At 39.0% G+C, this 19,868-nt stretch carries 13 protein-coding genes; 9 read left to right on the top strand and 4 right to left on the bottom strand.

All coding sequences use genetic code 11. From position 1 onward, the window contains the following. Nucleotides 1-1,374, bottom strand: coding sequence for a DNA repair protein RadA (gene radA / locus GD597_RS01740; RefSeq protein WP_171606063.1), 1,374 nt, complete (start codon nt 1,372-1,374; stop codon nt 1-3). Between the two features lie 998 nt (nt 1,375-2,372). Between radA and GD597_RS01735 the strand changes: the two genes are divergently transcribed. The 3 genes from GD597_RS01735 (at nt 2,373) to GD597_RS01725 (ending at nt 8,160) form a co-directional block, all read left to right on the top strand. Next, complete coding sequence (locus GD597_RS01735) at nt 2,373-5,477, top strand: SusC/RagA family TonB-linked outer membrane protein (RefSeq protein WP_171606062.1); 3,105 nt, start codon at nt 2,373-2,375, stop codon at nt 5,475-5,477. 29 nt (nt 5,478-5,506) lie between these two features. Continuing rightward, nucleotides 5,507-6,853, top strand: coding sequence for a RagB/SusD family nutrient uptake outer membrane protein (locus tag GD597_RS01730; RefSeq protein ID WP_171606061.1), 1,347 nt, complete (start codon nt 5,507-5,509; stop codon nt 6,851-6,853). Between the two features lie 290 nt (nt 6,854-7,143). After that, complete coding sequence (locus tag GD597_RS01725) at nt 7,144-8,160, top strand: hypothetical protein (protein ID WP_171606060.1); 1,017 nt, start codon at nt 7,144-7,146, stop codon at nt 8,158-8,160. 202 nt (nt 8,161-8,362) lie between these two features. Here the strand turns inward: GD597_RS01725 and GD597_RS01720 are convergent, their stop codons facing one another. After that, nucleotides 8,363-9,568, bottom strand: a complete 1,206-nt coding sequence (locus GD597_RS01720; protein ID WP_171606059.1) for a bifunctional 3,4-dihydroxy-2-butanone-4-phosphate synthase/GTP cyclohydrolase II — start codon at nt 9,566-9,568, stop codon at nt 8,363-8,365. Between the two features lie 301 nt (nt 9,569-9,869). Between GD597_RS01720 and GD597_RS01715 the strand changes: the two genes are divergently transcribed. From GD597_RS01715 to odhB, 5 genes are all read left to right on the top strand, one after another. After that, entirely contained in the window at nt 9,870-12,392 is a 2,523-nt protein-coding gene (locus tag GD597_RS01715) for a PIG-L family deacetylase (protein WP_171606058.1), read from the top strand. Between the two features lie 4 nt (nt 12,393-12,396). Beyond that, on the top strand, nt 12,397-12,555 hold the full coding sequence (locus GD597_RS01710; protein ID WP_171606057.1) for a hypothetical protein: 159 nt from the start codon (nt 12,397-12,399) through the stop codon (nt 12,553-12,555). A gap of 246 nt (nt 12,556-12,801) precedes the next feature. Then, nucleotides 12,802-12,924: a hypothetical protein gene (locus GD597_RS22055; protein WP_262888828.1), complete on the top strand. Its 123-nt coding sequence runs from the start codon at nt 12,802-12,804 to the stop codon at nt 12,922-12,924. Further along, the gene (locus tag GD597_RS01705) at nt 12,921-14,666 is read left to right on the top strand and encodes a sodium:solute symporter (RefSeq protein WP_171606056.1); all 1,746 of its coding nucleotides are present in this window, start codon (nt 12,921-12,923) and stop codon (nt 14,664-14,666) included. The genes GD597_RS22055 and GD597_RS01705 overlap by 4 nt, the downstream gene beginning before the upstream one ends. A 71-nt stretch (nt 14,667-14,737) precedes the next feature. After that, nucleotides 14,738-15,961 carry a 2-oxoglutarate dehydrogenase complex dihydrolipoyllysine-residue succinyltransferase gene (odhB, locus tag GD597_RS01700; RefSeq protein ID WP_171606055.1) on the top strand — a complete coding sequence of 408 codons (1,224 nt, stop codon included), beginning with the start codon at nt 14,738-14,740 and terminating at the stop codon, nt 15,959-15,961. 188 nt (nt 15,962-16,149) lie between these two features. On the opposite strand, the gene GD597_RS01695 is transcribed toward odhB, so the two are convergent. Together GD597_RS01695 and GD597_RS01690 are read right to left on the bottom strand one after the other, a co-directional pair. Next, entirely contained in the window at nt 16,150-17,133 is a 984-nt protein-coding gene (locus GD597_RS01695; protein ID WP_171606054.1) for a PhoH family protein, read from the bottom strand. Between the two features lie 286 nt (nt 17,134-17,419). Next, complete coding sequence (locus tag GD597_RS01690; RefSeq protein ID WP_171606053.1) at nt 17,420-19,225, bottom strand: ABC transporter ATP-binding protein; 1,806 nt, start codon at nt 19,223-19,225, stop codon at nt 17,420-17,422. A gap of 316 nt (nt 19,226-19,541) precedes the next feature. On the opposite strand from GD597_RS01690, the gene GD597_RS01685 reads away from it, so the two are divergent. Beyond that, a complete protein-coding gene (locus GD597_RS01685; RefSeq protein WP_171606052.1) occupies nt 19,542-19,829 on the top strand; it encodes a 2TM domain-containing protein in 288 nt (95 codons plus the stop codon). Nucleotides 19,830-19,868 lie beyond the last annotated feature (39 nt).

Raw genomic sequence — 19,868 nt, 5'->3', positions numbered from 1 at the left:
TCAAAACAAGTAACGGTATACTTCGTCTACCCGGCTTAAAGCCACTACTTCTATGGTAAACTGGTTTTTATCAAATCCTTTTTTATTAAATTTTGAAACAATTATTTTTTCAAATCCCAGTTTTTCTGCTTCGGCAATTCTTTGTTCTATGCGGTTTACGGCTCTAATTTCACCATTTAATCCTACTTCACCAGCAAAGCAAATATGTTGGGGCATCGGCACATCTTCGTAGGATGAAAGCAGGGCGCAGGTTACCGCCAAATCAATGGAGGGGTCTTCTACTTTTAAGCCGCCGGCAATATTTACAAAAACATCTTTAACTCCAAATGCAAATCCACCTCTTTTCTCTAAAACGGCCAAAAGTAATTGCAGCCTTCTTAAATCCAAACCGGTAACGGTGCGTTGCGGTGTGCCATAAACGCTTTGTGTAACCAATGCCTGTACTTCAATTAGCAAGGGCCTTAGCCCTTCCATACTGGCTGCAATGGCACTTCCACTTAATTGATCTTCTTTTTGGTTTATTAAAATTTCCGATGGGTTAAGTACGGCCCGCATACCATCTCCTGTCATTTCATAAATACCCAATTCGGCCGTGCTGCCAAACCTGTTTTTCAGGGTTCGTAAAATGCGGTATACGTAATGGCGGTCTCCTTCAAACTGCAATACGGTATCAACCATATGTTCCAGTAGTTTGGGGCCTGCTATAGTACCATCTTTGGTAATATGTCCAATTAATATAACGGGTGTATCTGTTTCTTTGGCAAAGCGTTGAAATGCGGCAGTGCATTCCCTAATTTGTGTAATACTGCCCGGTGTAGAATCTACTATATCTGATTGCAGTGTTTGCACCGAATCTACAATTACCAGTTGCGGTTTTAGTTTTTTAATTTCCTGAAAGATGATATGCGTTGATGTTTCTGTTAGCAGGTAAAAATTTTCATTTACAATCTTTAACCTGTCGGCACGCATTTTTATTTGCTGTTCACTTTCTTCGCCACTAATGTAAAGGGTGGTAATATTTTTTAATTCAAGGGCATCCTGTAATAGTAAGGTGCTTTTGCCAATTCCCGGTTCGCCTGCAACCAATACTATGCTGCCCGCAACAATACCGCCTCCTAATACGCGGTTTAGTTCTGGGTCGGCAGTAACAATTCTATGTTCTTCTTTGCTGGTAACATCCTGCAATGCAATGGTAGCATGTGTTCTTTTATCGTTATTATAGTTTTTCCATGGGTCGTTGCTTTTATCGGCGCCTTTATTAATTACTTCTTCAATAAAAGTATTCCATTCATTGCACGATGGGCATTTACCCAACCATTTGGCACTTTCATATCCGCAGTTGCTGCAAAAAAAAGCAGTTTTTATTTTGCTCATTGTATAAAGATAATACGGGTAATGCTAATATTTTTTACTTGTATTCATCTAAGGCAATTATAAACCTATTTAGTTGCCAATGAATGTATTTGCTGAATATTTAAATGCTAATAAATAAAACAGACCAAATTATTTAATTAAGAAATTGTAGTGTTACAAACAGGAGATTACCTATGTAGCTATACTTGCCACGCTCGGTTCGGGGTTCGGGTTTTATGGCAACAAAAACTTGATTAGTTGTAAGGTGTTTACTGTTATATTATTCGCCCTAAAACGGTGCAGCAATAAAAAAAGGTTAGCAAAAATGCTAACCTTCCTTACTTACTAACCCATTAAATTCTGCCACTAAATTACAATAATGAGCTACATTTCAAAATTAATTTTGGGCTTGTTGAAAACTTTTAAGCCCTTATTCAGGTTGCTTTTTTTTAAGCCGACTTGCACTAATTATGAGGTGGGTTTTGTGTAAATAAAAATTAAATAATTGATAATCAAATAATTAAAAATTATAATTTACTGTATTTGTCTATTTACCTGATTTGTAACAATTATTTGGAATAGGGGCGCAAGACGATTTTATTGGTTTTTCTAGGGTTTTTCCTCCTGCTCATTTATATTATGCCGTACAAGAGTGCGACGCAAGTAAAGCTGCCCTATAATTAAATGTGAGGCTAATAAACAAAAATGTGAATTTGTTGTATTTCAATGTTATAAGTATAATTTTCGTCATTTTAAATATTGCTGCGGCAGGCGTTTTATCGGCAAATCCGGTTAAATTATTTATTAATAATTGGCAGTATATCTAAAAAAAGTTTAATAAACTGCTATTTTTTTGCGGAAAAAGCAATTTATTGGTATTTATTACATAAAAAGCAGCATTAAAATTAATGAGCCTGTCAATAATACTGTATACTTGTGAAAATCTGAACTGCTTTGTTTACCTGTAACCACGTTACGTAAACAATTTTATTTTTATATATTAACCAAAATTCACACACATGAGGAAAACAATTGCATTATTACTCGCTGTGATATTTACCGCAACAGCTGCTTTTGCGCAAGGCAGGGTTGTAACGGGAAAAATTACAGACGCAAAAGATGGCTCTGCTGTTGCAGGAGCCACCGTTAAGGCCAGGAATGGCAAAGCTATTACCAGCACATCTGCAGATGGCAAATTTTCATTGAAAGTGGAAGACAATGTAAAGGAACTGGTTATTACTTACGTTGGTTACAACGATTTTATTGTAGCTATTACTGGTAATGAACTAAGTATTGCCATTTCGCAAAATTCACAATCTTTAAGTGAAGTAGTAGTAGTGGGTTATGGTACAAAAATTAAAAAAGATGTTACCGGTTCTATTGCAAAAGTGGGTGCAAAAGAATTAACCAATACCCCTGTTACCAGTTTTGAGAGTGCTATACAGGGCCGTGCATCAGGTGTATTGGTACAACAGCAAAATGGTAAATTGGGTCAGGGTATCAATATCAGGGTTAGGGGTGCGTCATCTGTTTCTGCTGGCAACGAACCTTTGTATGTAGTAGATGGTATTCCTGTAATTACTGCCAGTCTTTCCAGCAACGGGTCTCCTACCAATCCTTTATCTGATATAAATATCAACGATATTGAGTCTATCGAAATATTAAAAGATGCATCGGCTGCTGCCATTTATGGTTCACGTGCATCTAATGGTGTTGTACTTATTACCACAAAAAAGGGTAAAAACGGTACTTCTAAAATTGATATTGGATATTTTACCGGTAGCCAAAAGCCAACTGGTAAAAGAGAGTTTTTAAATGCTACCCAGTTTGTTGATTATTTTAGCAGAGCTGCGGTAGGTGCTGCACATCAGGATTTTTTAGCCGGTTATTATGATACTGAAGAAGATGCTATTGCAGACTGGATGAGCTACACAGAGAGCCGTTTTACCCGCTATTCTGCTGGGAATGAAGATTGGAAAACTGCAAAAGTAAATACTGATTGGCAGGAACAGGGTTTTCAAAAAGCACCTATTTCCCAATATGATGTAAGCTTATCTGGTGGTAACGATAAAACCAAGTTTTTTGCTTCCGGTCAGTATCTTGATCAGGATGGTATTATTGTAAGAAACTCTTATAAAAGATACAATGGTCGTTTAAATGTAGACCATAAAGTAAAGGATTGGTTATCTGTTGGTATGAATATGAGTTTTGCCCGTTCTCAAAACAACCGTGTATCCAATGATAATGCGTTTTCAACGCCGATACAGATTGTAGCATTATCGCCAATAACACCTATTATCGATCCAAGAACAGGATTACCAAGTGGTGCCCTTGATTTGGCAACCGGTAACCCCAATACTAACTTTCCCGTTTATTACAATCCATTATTAAGTGTGGATAATTCATCTTATGCAACGTTGGTAAACAGGATGCTGGGTAATGTATATGCCAATGTTAATCTGGCAAAAGGTTTGGTATTCCGTAGTGAGTTTGGTGTAGATCAGCTAAATCAAACAGAAGAAGCTTACTATGGTAGTGTTACAGCACGTAACACAGGTGTACCAAATGGTAGCGGCTTTTTCTCTTCGGATCAATTACTAAACATTAATACCAACAATTTCGTACAGTATGCCAAAACATTTAAAGATGTACATGTAATAGATGTGGTTGGTGGTATGAGTTTCCAGAAACAAACCAGTACCTCTTCATTAGCGGAAGGCGAAGAGTTTCCTAGTGATGCGTATAAAAAACTGGCCAGTGCGGCCTCTAAAGTAGATGCAACATCTTCTGCCAGCGAGTTTAGTTTTCTGTCTTATTTCTTAAGAGCTAACTATAAGTTTAATAATAAGTATCTGTTGGCTTTAAGTGGCAGGTATGATGGATCTTCCAGGTTTGGTGCCAACAACCGTTATGGTTTCTTCCCTGCAGCGTCTGTGGGTTGGATATTAAGCGAAGAGAAGTTTCTTGAAAATGTGAAGTGGCTTAACTTCCTGAAAGTAAAAGGTAGCTACGGCTTAACCGGTAATGGAGAAATTGCCAACTTTGCATCCCGTGGTTTATACACTGGTGATGGTGCATATGGTGGTCAGGCAGGTCAAAGACCAACACAAATTCCAAACCCCGATTTGAAATGGGAAACTACCAAAGGTTTTGATGTTGGTTTTGAAGCAAGTTTCTTTAATAACAGACTTGGAATAGAAGTAGATTATTACGAAAGAAAAACACAAGACCTTTTATTGGATGTAGAAGTGCCTGGTACTTCTGGTTTTTCCAGCCAGTTTAGAAATATTGGTAACCTAAACAATAAAGGGTTAGAATTTACCGTAAATACTACCAATATCAATACCAAGAATTTCAGATGGACATCCAGCATTAACTTCTCTGCTAATAAAAATAAGATTACCAATCTTGATGGTCAGGTATTGGGCGGTGATGTAAATAAAGCCAAAGAAGGTGAAGCATTAGGTGTATTCTTTACCAGAGAATTTGCAGGTGCTGATCCAGCCAATGGAGATGCTTTATATTACCTGAATACCACTAAATCTGATGGTACTTTAGATAGAACTACTACCAACGATTATAATGCCGCGCAGGATGTGGTTGTAGGTAGCCCTGTTCCTGATTTCTTTTATGGTTTTAGCAATACTTTTAGCTATAAAGGCATAGACCTGGATGTTTTATTACAAGGTGTTCAGGGGAATGAAGTATTTAATGGTGGTGGTCAGTTCATGTCGGCCAGTGGTAGTAATGGTTTCGATAACCAAACCCTGGATCAGTTAGCTGCATGGGATAAACCAGGTGATATAACTATGGTGCCTGAAGCAAGAATGTTTTATGCAAATGGTACCAATAATTCCAGCAGGTATATTTCTGATGGTTCTTATTTAAGGGTTAAAGCAGTAACCTTGGCTTACAATCTTCCAGCTTCAGTGCTTAAGAAAGTAAAAATTGAAAGAGCAAGATTTTATGTAAGGGCACAAAATTTATTTACTATCACCAACTATAAAGGATGGGATCCTGAAGTAAATGCCGATTATTCTGCTTCCAACATTACACAAGGTGTAGATTTCTATTCTGCCCCTCAGTTAAAAACAATTGTATTTGGCTTTAGCCTTGGTCTGTAACCCTTATACACAACTAAAATCTATTACACATGACACGAAAAATAATTAATATATTATTGCTTACGGCCACCATTAGTGCACTTAGCTGTAGCAAAGAATTAGATACTACTCCTACCCAAAGTATCGATACCAAAGATGCTTTTAAAACAGGTAAAGATGTAGAAGTAGCACTGGTAGGAGCCTATTCTCATCTTGGTGCTTCAAACCTCTATGGTGGCACCATGTTTGTTGCTGCTGATTTATTGGCCAATACCACAGAAATAAGCTGGTCTGGTACATTTGAACAGTTAACACAAATGAAAAATAAAGCTATTCTTATAGATAATAGCTTTGTTGCAGGCACCTGGTTAAGCGGCTATACAGCTATTAACGATGTTAATAATGTGCTTAATCACCTGGATGTGGTTGCCGATGATAAAAAAAACAAAGTAGAAGGCGAATCTAAATTTATCCGGGGCTCCGTTTTGTTCGATCTGGTAAGACTTTTTGGTAAAGCATGGAATGATGGCGACCCCGGCTCAAATGCTGGTGTACCCATTATACTAACTCCAACAGTAGAAATCAATGCAGAAAGCCAGGTGCCAAGAGCAACCGTAGCTGCAGTATATACTCAAGCTATTGCAGATCTTACAGATGCTGAAAGTAAATTACCCGATGAGAATGGGTTCTTTGCTGATAAATCTGCTGCTGCTGCTATGCTGGCACGTATTTATTTGCAAAAAGGCGATTATGCCAATGCAGCCGCCGCAGCCACCAGATCAATTGATTATGCATCAGCAAATGGCAAATTTCTAATGAACCCTTATGCAGATGCTTTTCCACTAACCGATGGTAATACAGATGAAGATGTGTTTGCTATACAGGTTACATCCAGTTCAGGCACTAACGATTTTCAAACCTATTATTCTGCCGATGGTCGTGGCGATATTCAAATTGAACAGGAACATTTAGATTTATATGAGGCCGGCGATGCCAGACTGGATTTGTTTTACAATTCAGGTGGCTCAATATATATCGGCAAATTTGATTATATCTATGGCAATGTGCACCTTATTCGTTTGGCCGAGTTATACCTGATACGTGCCGAAGCTAATTTTCGTTTAGGTACTGCCAATGGTGCTGAGCCGTTGGACGATATTAATGTTATCAGAGAGCGTGTAAATCTTACACCTTTAGGTAGCGAAGAATTATCACTCGATGCTATTTTAAAAGAGCGTAAGCTTGAACTTGCTTTCGAAGGCAATGCCCTGCACGATGCAAAACGCCTGGAGCAAAATGTAGGCTTAATATCCTGGAACGATCCTAAATTGGTTTTCCCAATCCCTCAAAGAGAGTTAAGGGTTAATGCCAATCTAACGCAAAACCCAGGTTACTAAAATACTGGTTTAAAAATTTCAAAAGCCCCGTACCACAATACGGGGCTTTTTTATGGCAGCAAATAATGCAATAAGGGCGTGCCCTTGCAGGTCGGGCTATTCGCTGCAAGTCCTCGCTGCACTTCGTTTCGCTGTGGGCTTTCCGCTGTTATCCCTCACGCAAAATACAGGTGGTAATAAGTTAAATTAATGCATGCGGTTAAACTGCTATTACAAAAGTGCATCCTATGGTGAATAAACATTAACACTCAAAAAAATAGAGTAAGCGTAGTATTGTTTAAAACCACACCATGAAAACACAAATAACCGCCTTATTCATTTGCCTATTTGCTGTAGCGCAGGCACAAACCAAATATGGGGTGCTGGTAAATGGCGCATTAAGCTTGCCCGATAAAATTGCAGTAGCCAAAAAACTGGATGTTCCAATTGTTCGCGATGCCATTATAATGCAAAAGTGGAATGGTCATGATGAAAGCTATAGTAAGTTTTTAGAAGCTGGTTTTACAGTAATACCCAATATAAACTGGGGTGTTGCGCAAAATAGAGAGGGCGGTAAAACCCCCGTGCCCTACCCAACAGATACAGTGGTGTACAAAAAAATACTCAGTAATATTTTACAAACCTATCATCCACCCTTAATTGTAATAGAGAACGAAGAGCTTATAAAAAAATACCATAGCGGACCGGTAAGAGATTATATCAATCAGCTTTCGGCAGCTATAAGTGTTGCGCATGCAAATGGAGTTAGAGTAACCAATGGAGGTTTAACCAATAAAGAACTTTGTTTATTGGTGTACAAAGATTTTTTGCAACGCGGTATGCCGGCGCAGGCCAATACATTTGCCGGTTTATGCATAAAACCAGCCATATTAAAAGCCGTCCAACACCCAGGTTCCAATCCCGAAGTAGATGGCTTAATAGCAAGGGCTGATAGTTTAATAAAGGCATACAAAATTTTGCCACTGGATTATGTAAATATTCATATTTACGAGCCCATTAAAAACAGCGATGGCGGTACCGATGAGTCGGTCGTGAACATAACGCCAAATGCTATTGCAGCCATAATTGATTTTGTAAAAAATGCCACCGGTAAAAAAATTATTTCTAACGAGAGTGGCACCCGAAGCAGTTCTGCGGCATTAACCAAAGCCATGCTAAATGCTTTTAATACAGCCGGCCTGGAATATTGTATTTGGTTTAGCGGCGATGGGGAAGGTGGCGCAAAAGCACTGCAAAATACAGATGCAAGTTTAAGAGCCAATGGTGAAGTGTTTAAACAATTTATGGCCCAACAAAAGCAACAGTAGCATGTTGAAAATCAAAACTGTACTTGTAATTAGTGCATTGAAATAAGGGCATAAATACAATGCGATTTAAAAAGTGAAACTGCCACTTGATATGGTAAATAAAAAACACTGCATCATTCAGTTGAAAATTGAACAGAACGATGCAGTGTGCGACGCAAGTAAAGCTAAATAGTAAGTTATTGCCCGGCTAACAAATTTGCCTTTATTTATTGCCCATTATTTTATGACCCATTTTATCACGTTTGGTTTGCAGGTATTTTTCGTTGTGTTGGTTGGATTTTATTTCTATGGGTACCACATCCACAATTTCTATTCCGTGGCCACCAAGTCCGGCCCTTTTCTTGGGATTATTGCTCATTAATAATAATTTGGTAGCGCCCAAATGCCTTAAGATTTGTGCACCCACTCCATAATCTCTTTCATCCATTCCAAAGCCAAGATGTAAATTAGCTTCTACGGTATCCATGCCTTCTTCCTGCAATTTGTAGGCCCTTAGTTTATTAAACAGGCCAATTCCGCGGCCTTCCTGGTTCATGTATAGAATAATGCCCTTGCCTTCGGCGTTTACCATTTGCATGGCTTTGTGTAACTGATCACCGCAATCGCACCTTAAGCTACCCAATATATCACCGGTAAAACAACTGCTGTGAACGCGTACCAATACTGGCTCATTGGGTTCCCATTCGCCTTTTATCAGGGCCAGGTGCTCTGCACCAGTGGTTTTTTCTTTAAACGCAACTAATTTAAAATGGCCATACTTGGTAGGCATATCAACACGTACCTGTTCATCAATTAATGATTCTGTCTTAAGCCTGTATTCAATAAGGTCTTTAATGCTAATTACCTTAAAGTCGAACTTTTTTGCAATTTCCATCAATTCGGGCAGTCGGGCCATGGTGCCATCTTCGTTCATTATTTCAACAAGCACACCTGCTGGCTCAAAGCCGGCTAAGCGGGCAAGGTCAATAGTAGCTTCTGTATGCCCGGATCTTCTAAGTACGCCGCCTTTTACGGCACGTAAGGGAAATATATGGCCGGGTCTGCCCAAATCAGCAGGTGTTATAGCCGGATCTATCAATGCCTGAATGGTTTTAGACCTGTCCTGGGCACTGATACCAGTAGTACAACCATGACCTAACAAGTCTATGCTTACAGTAAATGGGGTTTCGTGTAATGCGGTATTATCTCGAACCATTAAACCAAGTTGTAGTTCCTGGGCCCTTTCTTCAGTAATGGGCGCACAAATTAAACCACGCCCGTATTTACTCATAAAATTAATTACTTCAGGTGTGGCATTGGCAGCGGCAGTAATAAAGTCGCCTTCATTTTCCCTGTCTTCATCGTCTACCACAATTACCAGTTTCCCTTTTCTTATCTCCTCAATTGCACTTTCTATGGTATCAAGCATAAATTTTATTTGAAGTGGCAAAATTACAGTTTAATATCCTTTTTTAACCAATGTGAATTTGTACAATAGTAATGCATGTGTAATTTTCTCAGGCTGCTACCATGGTCAGGTTGATTATTTAGTATTTAAACATCCTGATATTGCCTATTGTTTATTATTTAAATCGGTAGTTTATAGGTCAGGTAATTTTATTATAGAATAGTTAAAACAATAAGCCAGCAAAGGTTAATGGATGCTTTTTTATAAATGGTGTTTTTCAACTATATCTTGGCGTTATCTTCGCCCAACGCAATATGCTGATATGAGAAAAAATATACTTACCCTGTTACGCTGTTTTTTATTCGCCTTAATAATTGCCGCTATTGGTAGTAAAACCTACGCCCAAACACCGGCCACTTATAGTAGCGCAGACATTTACCTGCAATTACAAAAGCTAAATGTATTGGGTAGTGTATTATACATTGCTGCACATCCTGATGACGAGAATACGCGTCTTTTGGCCTATCTGGCGAAAGAAAAACAATACCGCACCGGTTATTTAAGCCTTACCCGGGGCGATGGTGGACAAAACCTGATTGGCGATGAGCAGGGCATTGAGCTGGGATTAATTCGTACACAGGAATTACTTGCTGCCCGCCGTATAGATGGTGCAGAGCAGTTTTTTAGCAGGGCCTTTGATTTTGGCTTTTGCAAAACAGCAAAAGAAGCCATGGATACCTGGGGCCACGATAAAATATTAAGTGATGTGGTTTGGGTAATTCGCAAGTTTCAGCCAGATGTGATTATTACCCGGTTTCCAGGCGATGAAAGGGCAGGGCATGGGCATCATCAGGCATCTAATTTATTGGCAGTAGAAGCTTTTGCCGCCGCCGCCGACCCCAATAAATTTCCCGAACAACTGCAATACGTGCAGCCCTGGCAAGCCAAAAGAATTCTTTGGAACACATTTAATTTTGGCACTACCAATACAACGGACAGCACGCAGTTTAAAATGGATGTAGGTGTTTATAATAACCTGCTGGGCAAAAGCTATGGCGAAATTGCCAGCGAAAGCCGCAGCCAGCATAAAAGTCAGGGTTTTGGTGTTCCCCGCCAGCGTGGGCAGGCAATGGAATTTTTCAAGCCATTGGCCGGCGCCCCCATTCAAAACAATTTAATGAATGATATTACCACTACCTGGCAAAGGGTTGCCGGTGGCGATGATATACAAACTCAAATCAATCAAATTATTGCCGGTTATAGTTTTGAACATCCTGAAAACTCCGTTGCTCCTTTAACTGCTTTGTATAAAACCTTGGTAAATGGTACTGCAGGATATTGGCAACAACAAAAAGCCGAGGAAGTAAAAAAACTCATTATTGCCTGTAGCGGCATTTTTGCCGAAGCTACTGCCAATGCAGAATATGCAGTAATGGGCGATAGCATTAAAGTGCAGCTTTTTATAAATAAGCGAAACAATGTTCCGGTTACCCTAACTGCAATTAAATTAAATGATTTTGATTCCAGTATTCAATTGGCTTTGGAAACAAATAAGAACAATAGCTTTAATAAAACTATTGCTACCACCAACCAGGCTACACAGCCTTACTGGCTGGCAAAACCGATTGAAAAGGGCAGTTACGATGTAGAAAACCAGGAACTGATTGGTAAAACTGAAAGTGATGCGGCTTACAATGCAATATTTACCTTTTCGCTGAATGGTACGCTGCTACCACTAAAAGTGCCGGTAAAATATAAATACACCGATCCGGTTAAGGGAGAATTATACGAGCCTGTAGTTAATATTGCCCCTGTTATTGTATCTGCAATGCCGGCAGTAATGCTTACCAATATATTACCCGGTACCGCAGCTACTGCCAACCCTATGATGCAGGTAAAATACAAAGCCAATATCAATGCCGCTGATGTAAAACTGTCTATTCATATAAATCAGGGTACAACAATAGTATATACAAAAGATACCACGGTAAATTTTGAAACTGGTAAAACTTTTACCAATTCCATTGCTGTTAAAAAAATATTTAAGCATAGTCTTTCTCAGCAATTAACGGTGGATGTAACTACCACCATTAAAGGTGTAAGTACAGTGTATAGCAGTTTTCTGCGTACTATTCAATACGATCATATTCCCCATATTAACTACACATACCGCGATAATGTAAAAGTGATAAACGATACCATTAAAACCACAGGTAAAAAAATTGGCTATATTACCGGTGCCGGAGATAAAGTGCCGCAGGCCCTTACCCAAATGGGGTATATTGTAACCTTGCTAAACGAAGCCGCAATTACACCAGATAACCTAAAACAATTTGATGCCGTAATTGCCGGCATACGGGCCTATAATACACAGGATTGGCTTACTGGCAAATACGATATTCTTATGGCGTATATAAAAGCCGGTGGTAATTATATAGTGCAGTATAATACCAATAATTTCATCAGTAATGTATCAGATAAAATTGGTCCTTACCCTTTTACTATAAGCCGTACAAGGGTTACTGATGAAAATGCAACAGTGCAAATACAAATTCCCAAACACAGTGTATTGCATTATCCCAATACTATTGGTGATAAAGATTTTACTGGCTGGATGCAGGAACGCAGTATTTACCATGCAGAAAAAATAGACAGTCGTTACGAAACACCTTTTGTAATGAACGATGCCAACGAACCCGCTTCCAACGGCAGCCTTATAATTGGCAAATATGGCAAAGGAAATTTTGTATATACCGGGTTGGTGTTTTTTAGAGAGTTGCCAGCCGGTGTGCCGGGTGCCTATAAATTAATGGCCAACTTAATTGCCTTGCCCAAAACCAAATAACCCAATGAGTGAGTATAAAAAAAAGCGCAGAAAGGTTAGCATTTGGTTTTTGGTAATACTGGGTTTGGCAATTGGACTGTTGTTAAGAAATGTGCGTTTGGGTTTAATTATTGGCTTAATTATTGGGCTAATGGCAGGGAGTTTATCGGGTGGTAAAAAGTAGTGGTAATAAATAAATAGTTGCTATTTTTTTGGCCCGGCCAAGTAACCAATATTAAGCATCCGTTGCGTCGCACACTTCAGGGTACGGTACTATGGTCAGCTTTTTATAATTGCAAAATGGATAACCGATTTTATTACTTTATAAACTGTATTCATTGGCCGGGGTATATTCCAGCCGCACAAGAGTGCGACGCAAGTAAAGCCATATAGCAGTGCAATTGCCAGGTTAAAAAAAAATTGTCTAACGATGATGAAAGAAAACGAACATATACCACTATTTAAAAAATGGAGCTACTGGTACCTGTTGGTATTTTTAGTATTGCTGGCATTAATTATTTTCTTTTACTGGTTTACAAAATATTTTGCATGAGCAGTATTGATTGGATAGTACTTGTGCTAACACTGGCAGGCATTGTAGCTTATGGCTTATACAAAAGCCGTACGTCAAAAAACTTGGAAGGTTATTTTTTAAGTAACCGCAGCATGCCATGGCACCTGGTATTGTTAAGCATTATGGGAACACAGGCCAGTGCCATTACTTTTTTATCGGCACCCGGACAAGCATTTACTGATGGGATGCGATTTGTTCAATATTATTTTGGCCTTCCGCTGGCAATGATTGTTATCAGCATCAGTTTTGTGCCGCTGTTTAAAAAATTAAAAGTATTTACCGCCTACGAATTTTTAGAACAGCGCTTTGATGTAAAAACCAGAACTTTTACCTCCTTCTTGTTTCTGTTATCCAGGGGTTTTTCTACTGGTATTAGCATTTATGCCCCTTCTATTATTTTATCCTCCTTACTTGGCTGGGATATTTTTTGGACCAATATAGTAATGGGTGGTATACTAATTATTTATACCGTAAGCGGGGGCGCCAAAGCCGTTGCATATACACAGCAACTGCAATTGTTTATTATATTTTCGGCCATGTTTATTGCCGGGTATTTTATTGTACACAATTTGCCGGCCAATGTAAGTTTTACTGATGCACTAAAAGTAAGTGGCGCATCGGGTAAGTTAAATGTAATTACTACAGGCATTAACGAAAATGGCTTTGAATGGAAAGACCGCTATAATCTGATCAGCGGGCTTGTTGGTGGTTTCTTTTTATCCCTCTCATATTTTGGTACCGATCAATCTCAGGTGGGCCGTTACCTTACTGCTAAAGACAATACCGAAAGCCGCATTGGCCTGTTAATGAATGGGCTTGTAAAAGTACCTATGCAGTTTTTGATATTATTGTTGGGTGCATTGTTATTTACCTATTACCAGTTTAATACAGGTCCTGTGTTTTTTAACAAAGCAGTAGATGAAAAAGTATTTACCTCCACCTACGGCGATAGCCTCAAACAGGTACAGGAACAATATAACAAACTTTCAGCCACCCAGTCCAACACGGTACAACACTATGTAGATGCTGTGCATGTAAATAATACAGCTGCTATGGCATTGTTTAAGGATAGGTTACAGCGCAATAATACCAGCATCAATGCATTGCGTAATCAATACAAAACCTATTTACAAAAAGCAGATAAGGGCACTGATACCAATGATACCAACTATATATTCATAAGGTTTGTGGTAGATAATTTGCCGGTTGGGCTGGTAGGATTATTAATTGCCATTATTTTTCTGGCCTCCTGGGGTTCTATAGCAGCAGCACTTAATTCACTGGCATCCTGCACCATGATTGATTTTTACCTGCGGTTTAAAAAGCACCATGCCCACCCCGAGCCACAGGATATTGCCGATCTTAAAAAATACAATCAATCTAAATGGGCCACATTGGGCTGGGGTATTTTTTGTATTATAGTGGCAGAATTTAGCACTAACCTGGGTAGTTTAATACAAGCCGTAAATGTATTTGGCTCATTATTTTATGGGGTAATTCTGGGCATATTCTTAGTTGGGTTTTATATAAAAACTATTGGCGGCAATGCGGTTTTCTGGGGTGCCTTACTCGGCGAAGCTTTAGTAATATTATTGTTTGTGCTGGATAATAATGGCACTATTGGCCTTGGCTTTTTATGGCTAAATGTTGCTGGTGCTGTGGCGGTGGTTACTCTCAGCTTGTTAATACAGGCTATATTACCCAAACGGGCCTTGCATTAGCGGCAGTTTTTTATTGAGTACTTTTACTATTACACAAATTGAACTAGGTTTGCACATTATAAAAAAACGTTATGATCGAAATAAAAGTTCCGGCCATTGGAGAATCTATAACTGAGGTTACTTTACTTAAGTGGACAAAAAAAGAAGGTGAATATGTAGACCGTGATGAAGTGATTGCAGAATTGGAAAGTGAAAAAGCCACTTTTGAAGTAAATGCTGAACAGGCCGGCACACTTAAGCGTATTGCTACAGAAGGCGATGCATTATTAATTGGTGCTGTTTTGGCACATATTGATGAAACAGCCGTTAAGCCAGCCGCAGCACCTGTTGCTGAAAAACCTGCGGCTGCTGCACCTGCAGCACAACCAGCCCCTGTGGAAGCACCAGTAACTGCCGTGCCAAACGATATTAAAGCCACACCTGTTGCATCAGCTATTATTGCAGATAAAAAAGTAGATCCCAGCAGTATAACACCATCCGGCTTTGGTGGTAAAATAATGAAGAACGATGTAATTGAAGCACTTGCTCACCCGGGTAAAAAAGCATTTGCCGGGCAGGAGCTATTTACGCGTAATGTGCGTAAAGAAAAAATGAGCAACCTGCGTAAAACCATTAGCCGCCGTTTGGTAGAAGCTAAAAACACCACTGCTATGCTTACCACTTTTAACGAAGTGGATATGACACGCATTATGGAAATAAGAAAGCAGTATAAAGATAAATTCAAAGAATCTCATGGTGTAAACCTGGGCTTTATGAGCTTTTTTGCCAAAGCTTGTGCCATTGCACTTAGCGAGTGGCCTGCTGTAAATGCCTATATTGATGGCGATGAACTGGCTTTTCACGATTATGCCGATATTAGTATTGCTGTAAGTACCCCGCGTGGTTTAACTGTACCAGTAATACGCAATGTAGAAAGCCTTAGCATGGCCGATGTAGAAAAGAAAGTAATAGAACTGGCCGGCAAAGCAAGGGATAATAAACTAACCATGGACGAATTGCAGGGTGGCACCTTCACCATTACCAATGGTGGTGTATTTGGCAGTTTAATGAGTACTCCCATCATAAATGCGCCGCAGAGTGCTATTTTGGGTATGCATAAAATTCAGGACAGGCCAATGGCCATAAACGGTGCAGTTGTAATACGCCCCATGATGTATCTGGCACTTAGTTACGACCACCGCGTAATTGATGGCCGCGAAAGTGTTAGTTTTCTGGTACGCGTAAAAGAATTGCTTGAAAGTCCGGAGTTATTGCTTATTGGCAAAGACCCCGTAAAAAGCTTACTGGAACTTTAAATAAAAAACTATGCATAAAAAAAGCCCGTTATAATTACGGGCTTTTTTATTTGTAGCCAGGCAAAATACCAATTGCTATTTGGCTTTACTTGCGTCGCACACTTGTACGGTAGAATGTTTTATCAGCAGTTAAATACCAGAAAAAAATAAGGCAACTGTTAAGCTGCCTTATTTTTTAAAATTAAATACTAATGCTGGTGATACGATTGGGGGCTTTCTTTTTCTTTTTCCCTTTCGTAAGCTTTAATAATGGCTTTTACCAGTTTATGACGCACCACATCTTCCTCGTCTAATTCTATATGCGCAATGCCATCAATATTTTGTAAAATACGAATGGCTTTATCCAAACCACTACGCTGGTTTTTGGGTAAATCTATCTGCGTAGGGTCGCCGGTGATAATAGCTTTTGCATTGGCACCAATACGTGTTAAAAACATTTTTAACTGCAGGTCGTTGGTGTTTTGTGCCTCGTCTAAAATAATAAACGCATTATCCAGTGTGCGGCCACGCATATAGGCCAATGGCGCAATTTCAATAGTGCGGGTACTCATATAATAGCCCAGTTTATCTGCAGGTATCATATCATCCAAAGCATCGTATAATGGCCGCAGGTAGGGGTCTATTTTTTCTTTTAAGTCGCCCGGTAAAAAACCAAGGTTTTCGCCAGCTTCTACTGCCGGCCGGGTTAAAATTATTTTTTTAACCAGCTTGTTTTTTAAAGCACGAACTGCCAATGCTACAGCGGTATAGGTTTTACCAGTACCGGCGGGGCCAATAGCAAAAACGATATCGTTTTTATCGCTGGCGCCTACCATTCTTTTTTGGTTGGCCGTTCTTGCCCTTACGGTTTTGCCATTAGGGCCAAAAACCAATACATCATTGGGATTGCGCTCTACAAAATTGTCGATTGTTTCTGCATCGTCACCACCTAAAATCTGTTCAAAATAATTAGCACTTAAGTCTCCGTTACGCTCCATGTATTGAATGATGAGTTCAATTTTTTCACGGGCGTTTTCAATATGTTCCGGGGCACCACTTATTTTTATTTGTGTGCCGCGGGATAAAATTTTAAGCAAAGGAAATCGCTTCTTCAGCAAGTCGAGTTTTCTGTTATTTACCCCAAAAAATTCTATTGGGTTAACAGAGTCGAGGTTAATAATTGTTTCAGTCAATGCTTTTCTTTTTAGGTGAATAATATGGTTATTTTTTACGCACGTTTAACTACTCACAATTTAATTTTTAAATGGGCGGGGCAGCATGTTTATTATTAACAATGTGTGGATATATTTTTACCATGTAGCACAATGCCAACTGCCGCTTACCGCGTTAGGGATTGCAGCGGAAAACCCGCAGCGCAGCGAGGACTTGCAGCGTAAAGCCCGGCCCGAAGGGAACGCCATTAATTTACTGTTATTTATGTAGCAGTAAGCACTATGTATTAACGTTAACCATTAAAGCTTATACAACAGCAGTGGCAAATTTACGTTCGCCTATTTGCTGGCGCCACATGGCATAATACAAACCTTTTTCGGCCAGTAATTCCTGATGCGAACCGGTTTCTATTACCTGGCCTTTTTCTAAAACATAAATGGTATCGGCATGCATAATGGTACTAAGCCTGTGTGCAATTAAAACGGTAATTTGTTCCCTTTGAGCTGATATATTTTTGATGGTGCTGGTAATTTCTTCTTCAGTAATAGAATCGAGTGCAGAGGTGGCTTCATCGAAAATAAGCAATCTGGGATGTCTTAATAAACTGCGGGCAATGCTGATGCGTTGTTTTTCGCCACCACTTAGTTTTAGTCCGCCTTCGCCAATAACTGTTTCTATGCCTTTTTCGGCACGGGATAACAGCCCTTCGCAACTGGCTTTATGCAATGCATCGGTAAGGTCTTCTTCTGAGGCATTGGGGCTTACAAATGTGAGGTTTTCTTTAATGGTGCCGGCGAATAACTGTGTGTCTTGTGTTACAAAGCCAATCTGGCTGCGCAACTCGTCAAAATCTATTTCCTCGCAATCGATATTATTGTATTTAATGGTGCCGGTTTGCTGGCGGTACAAACCTACCAACAACTTAACCAATGTGCTTTTACCCGAACCAGAAGGGCCAACAAAAGCAATGGTTTCGCCGCGTTGTATAGAAAAATTAATATTGTCTAATGCTTTAAAATGCGCAGTTTGGTGTTTAAATGATACATTGGAAAAATCGAGTGTTTCTATATTGCCTACTTTATGTGGAGCAGTAGGTTTTGGTTCTACTGTGCGTTGCATTAGGTTATGGAAATTATTTAAGGAAGCTTCTGCTTCGCGGTAGGCGAGTATGATATTGCCTATTTCCTGCAATGGACCAAAAATAAAGAAGGAGTAGAATGTAAGTGTCATTACTTCACCTGCGGTTAACTCACCACTAAATACCAGCCACAATAAGGTGAACATAATTACCTGCCGTAAAAAATTTACAAATGTGCCCTGAATAAAACTTAATGTTCTAAGACTTTTTACCTTACGCAATTCAAGGCCCAATATTTTGTAAGTGTTTTTATTAAGGCGATCAATTTCCTGAGTAGTTAACCCCAGGCTTTTTACCAGTTCTATATTACGCAGAGATTCTGTAGTAGAACCAGCCAATGCAGTTGTTTCTTTTACAATATTCTTTTGAATTATTTTTATTTTCTTACTAAGTAAACTGGTTAATACACTTAAAAAAACTATGCCTGCCACATAAATGGGCATAATACTCCAATGCAGGTTAAATGAATATACCGTAATAAACACAACACCTACAATAATGCCAAACAGCACATTGATAAAGGAAATAATAAAACGTTCTGTATCACTGCGCACTTTGGTTAAAATAGAAAGTGTTTCGCCACTGCGTTGGTCTTCAAAATCCTGATAGGGCAATTTCATTGAATGCCTAAGGCCATCAGTAAAAATTTTTGCACCAAATTTTTGCACAATTACATTGCTGAAATAATCCTGAAATGCTTTGGCAATACGGGATACCATGGCTACACCTATCAGCATCAATAAATACCACAGTACGCCGGTAATATACTCATGCTCGCTGCGATCGGCAATTTTTATAAATTGTTTATTGTTATCAAAATGGCCGTACTCGTGTGGGTGGGTAATATATTCATCAAATAGTTTCCCAAAAAAATAGGGGTCAAGCATTGAAAATGACTGGTTAATAGCTGCCAGCAATAAAGCAAGTACTACCAACCATCTGTAAGGTTGCAAATAATGTAAGAGTATTTTCATATATCCGGTTTCTGTAAAAAATAAAGTATAAAGAAAGTCAATAATTATACAAAGAATGGTAAAATGACATAATTGCAGTATATAATAACATTAAAAATGATTAATGTTTATTGTGTACCCGTTGCAAGCTGCCTATTATAGCATAGCTACTGCTGCCAATACAGGTAAACAGGGTTGTTTTATTAATTATACCTAGCATATTTGTCTATCATTAGCACATTCTGGCTGAACTGAATTAATAGAAACCTGGTGTAAACGGTAAAAACGCGGCTTATTTCATCATTTGCTTGTAAATTACAAATCCAAAAGTTATTGCATGAACAAAGAAATTGCCAACGCCGAAAAAGCAATATCTGCAGCCATAAAAAAGGCAGATTTTAAGAAATACCTGATAGCGTATGCCATTGTAAATCTGCTTTTATGGATAATTTGGTGGTTTGCCGAAGGTGATAATAAGGAAGCGCAATCCTCTCCCTGGCCTTTATGGATTATGTTGGGTTGGGGCCTGGGTATGGTGTTTAAATTTATTGATGCCTATACCGGGCATAAATCTTTGCCAAATAATACTGTTACACCAGAAGTAAAAAATGAAACGGCAGAATAACCATCTTTCTTTTCCTGTTATATTTGTTTATTGATAGTT

It is taken from the genome of Limnovirga soli (genome assembly GCF_013106755.1).
Taxonomy (GTDB): Bacteria; Bacteroidota; Bacteroidia; order Chitinophagales; family Chitinophagaceae; genus Limnovirga; species Limnovirga soli.
This window is presented reverse-complemented; position numbering and strand designations above follow the sequence as displayed.

Bases quoted from the DNA above. Each gene is read 5' to 3' on its own strand.
- radA (WP_171606063.1), bottom strand. From the start codon at position 1,374: ATGAGCAAAATAAAAACTGCTTTTTTTTGCAGCAACTGCGGATATGAA.
- GD597_RS01735 (WP_171606062.1), top strand. From the start codon at position 2,373: ATGAGGAAAACAATTGCATTATTACTCGCTGTGATATTTACCGCAACA.
- GD597_RS01730 (WP_171606061.1), top strand. From the start codon at position 5,507: ATGACACGAAAAATAATTAATATATTATTGCTTACGGCCACCATTAGT.
- GD597_RS01725 (WP_171606060.1), top strand. From the start codon at position 7,144: ATGAAAACACAAATAACCGCCTTATTCATTTGCCTATTTGCTGTAGCG.
- GD597_RS01720 (WP_171606059.1), bottom strand. From the start codon at position 9,568: ATGCTTGATACCATAGAAAGTGCAATTGAGGAGATAAGAAAAGGGAAA.
- GD597_RS01715 (WP_171606058.1), top strand. From the start codon at position 9,870: ATGAGAAAAAATATACTTACCCTGTTACGCTGTTTTTTATTCGCCTTA.
- GD597_RS01710 (WP_171606057.1), top strand. From the start codon at position 12,397: ATGAGTGAGTATAAAAAAAAGCGCAGAAAGGTTAGCATTTGGTTTTTG.
- GD597_RS22055 (WP_262888828.1), top strand. From the start codon at position 12,802: ATGATGAAAGAAAACGAACATATACCACTATTTAAAAAATGGAGCTAC.
- GD597_RS01705 (WP_171606056.1), top strand. From the start codon at position 12,921: ATGAGCAGTATTGATTGGATAGTACTTGTGCTAACACTGGCAGGCATT.
- odhB (WP_171606055.1), top strand. From the start codon at position 14,738: ATGATCGAAATAAAAGTTCCGGCCATTGGAGAATCTATAACTGAGGTT.
- GD597_RS01690 (WP_171606053.1), bottom strand. From the start codon at position 19,225: ATGAAAATACTCTTACATTATTTGCAACCTTACAGATGGTTGGTAGTA.
- GD597_RS01685 (WP_171606052.1), top strand. From the start codon at position 19,542: ATGAACAAAGAAATTGCCAACGCCGAAAAAGCAATATCTGCAGCCATA.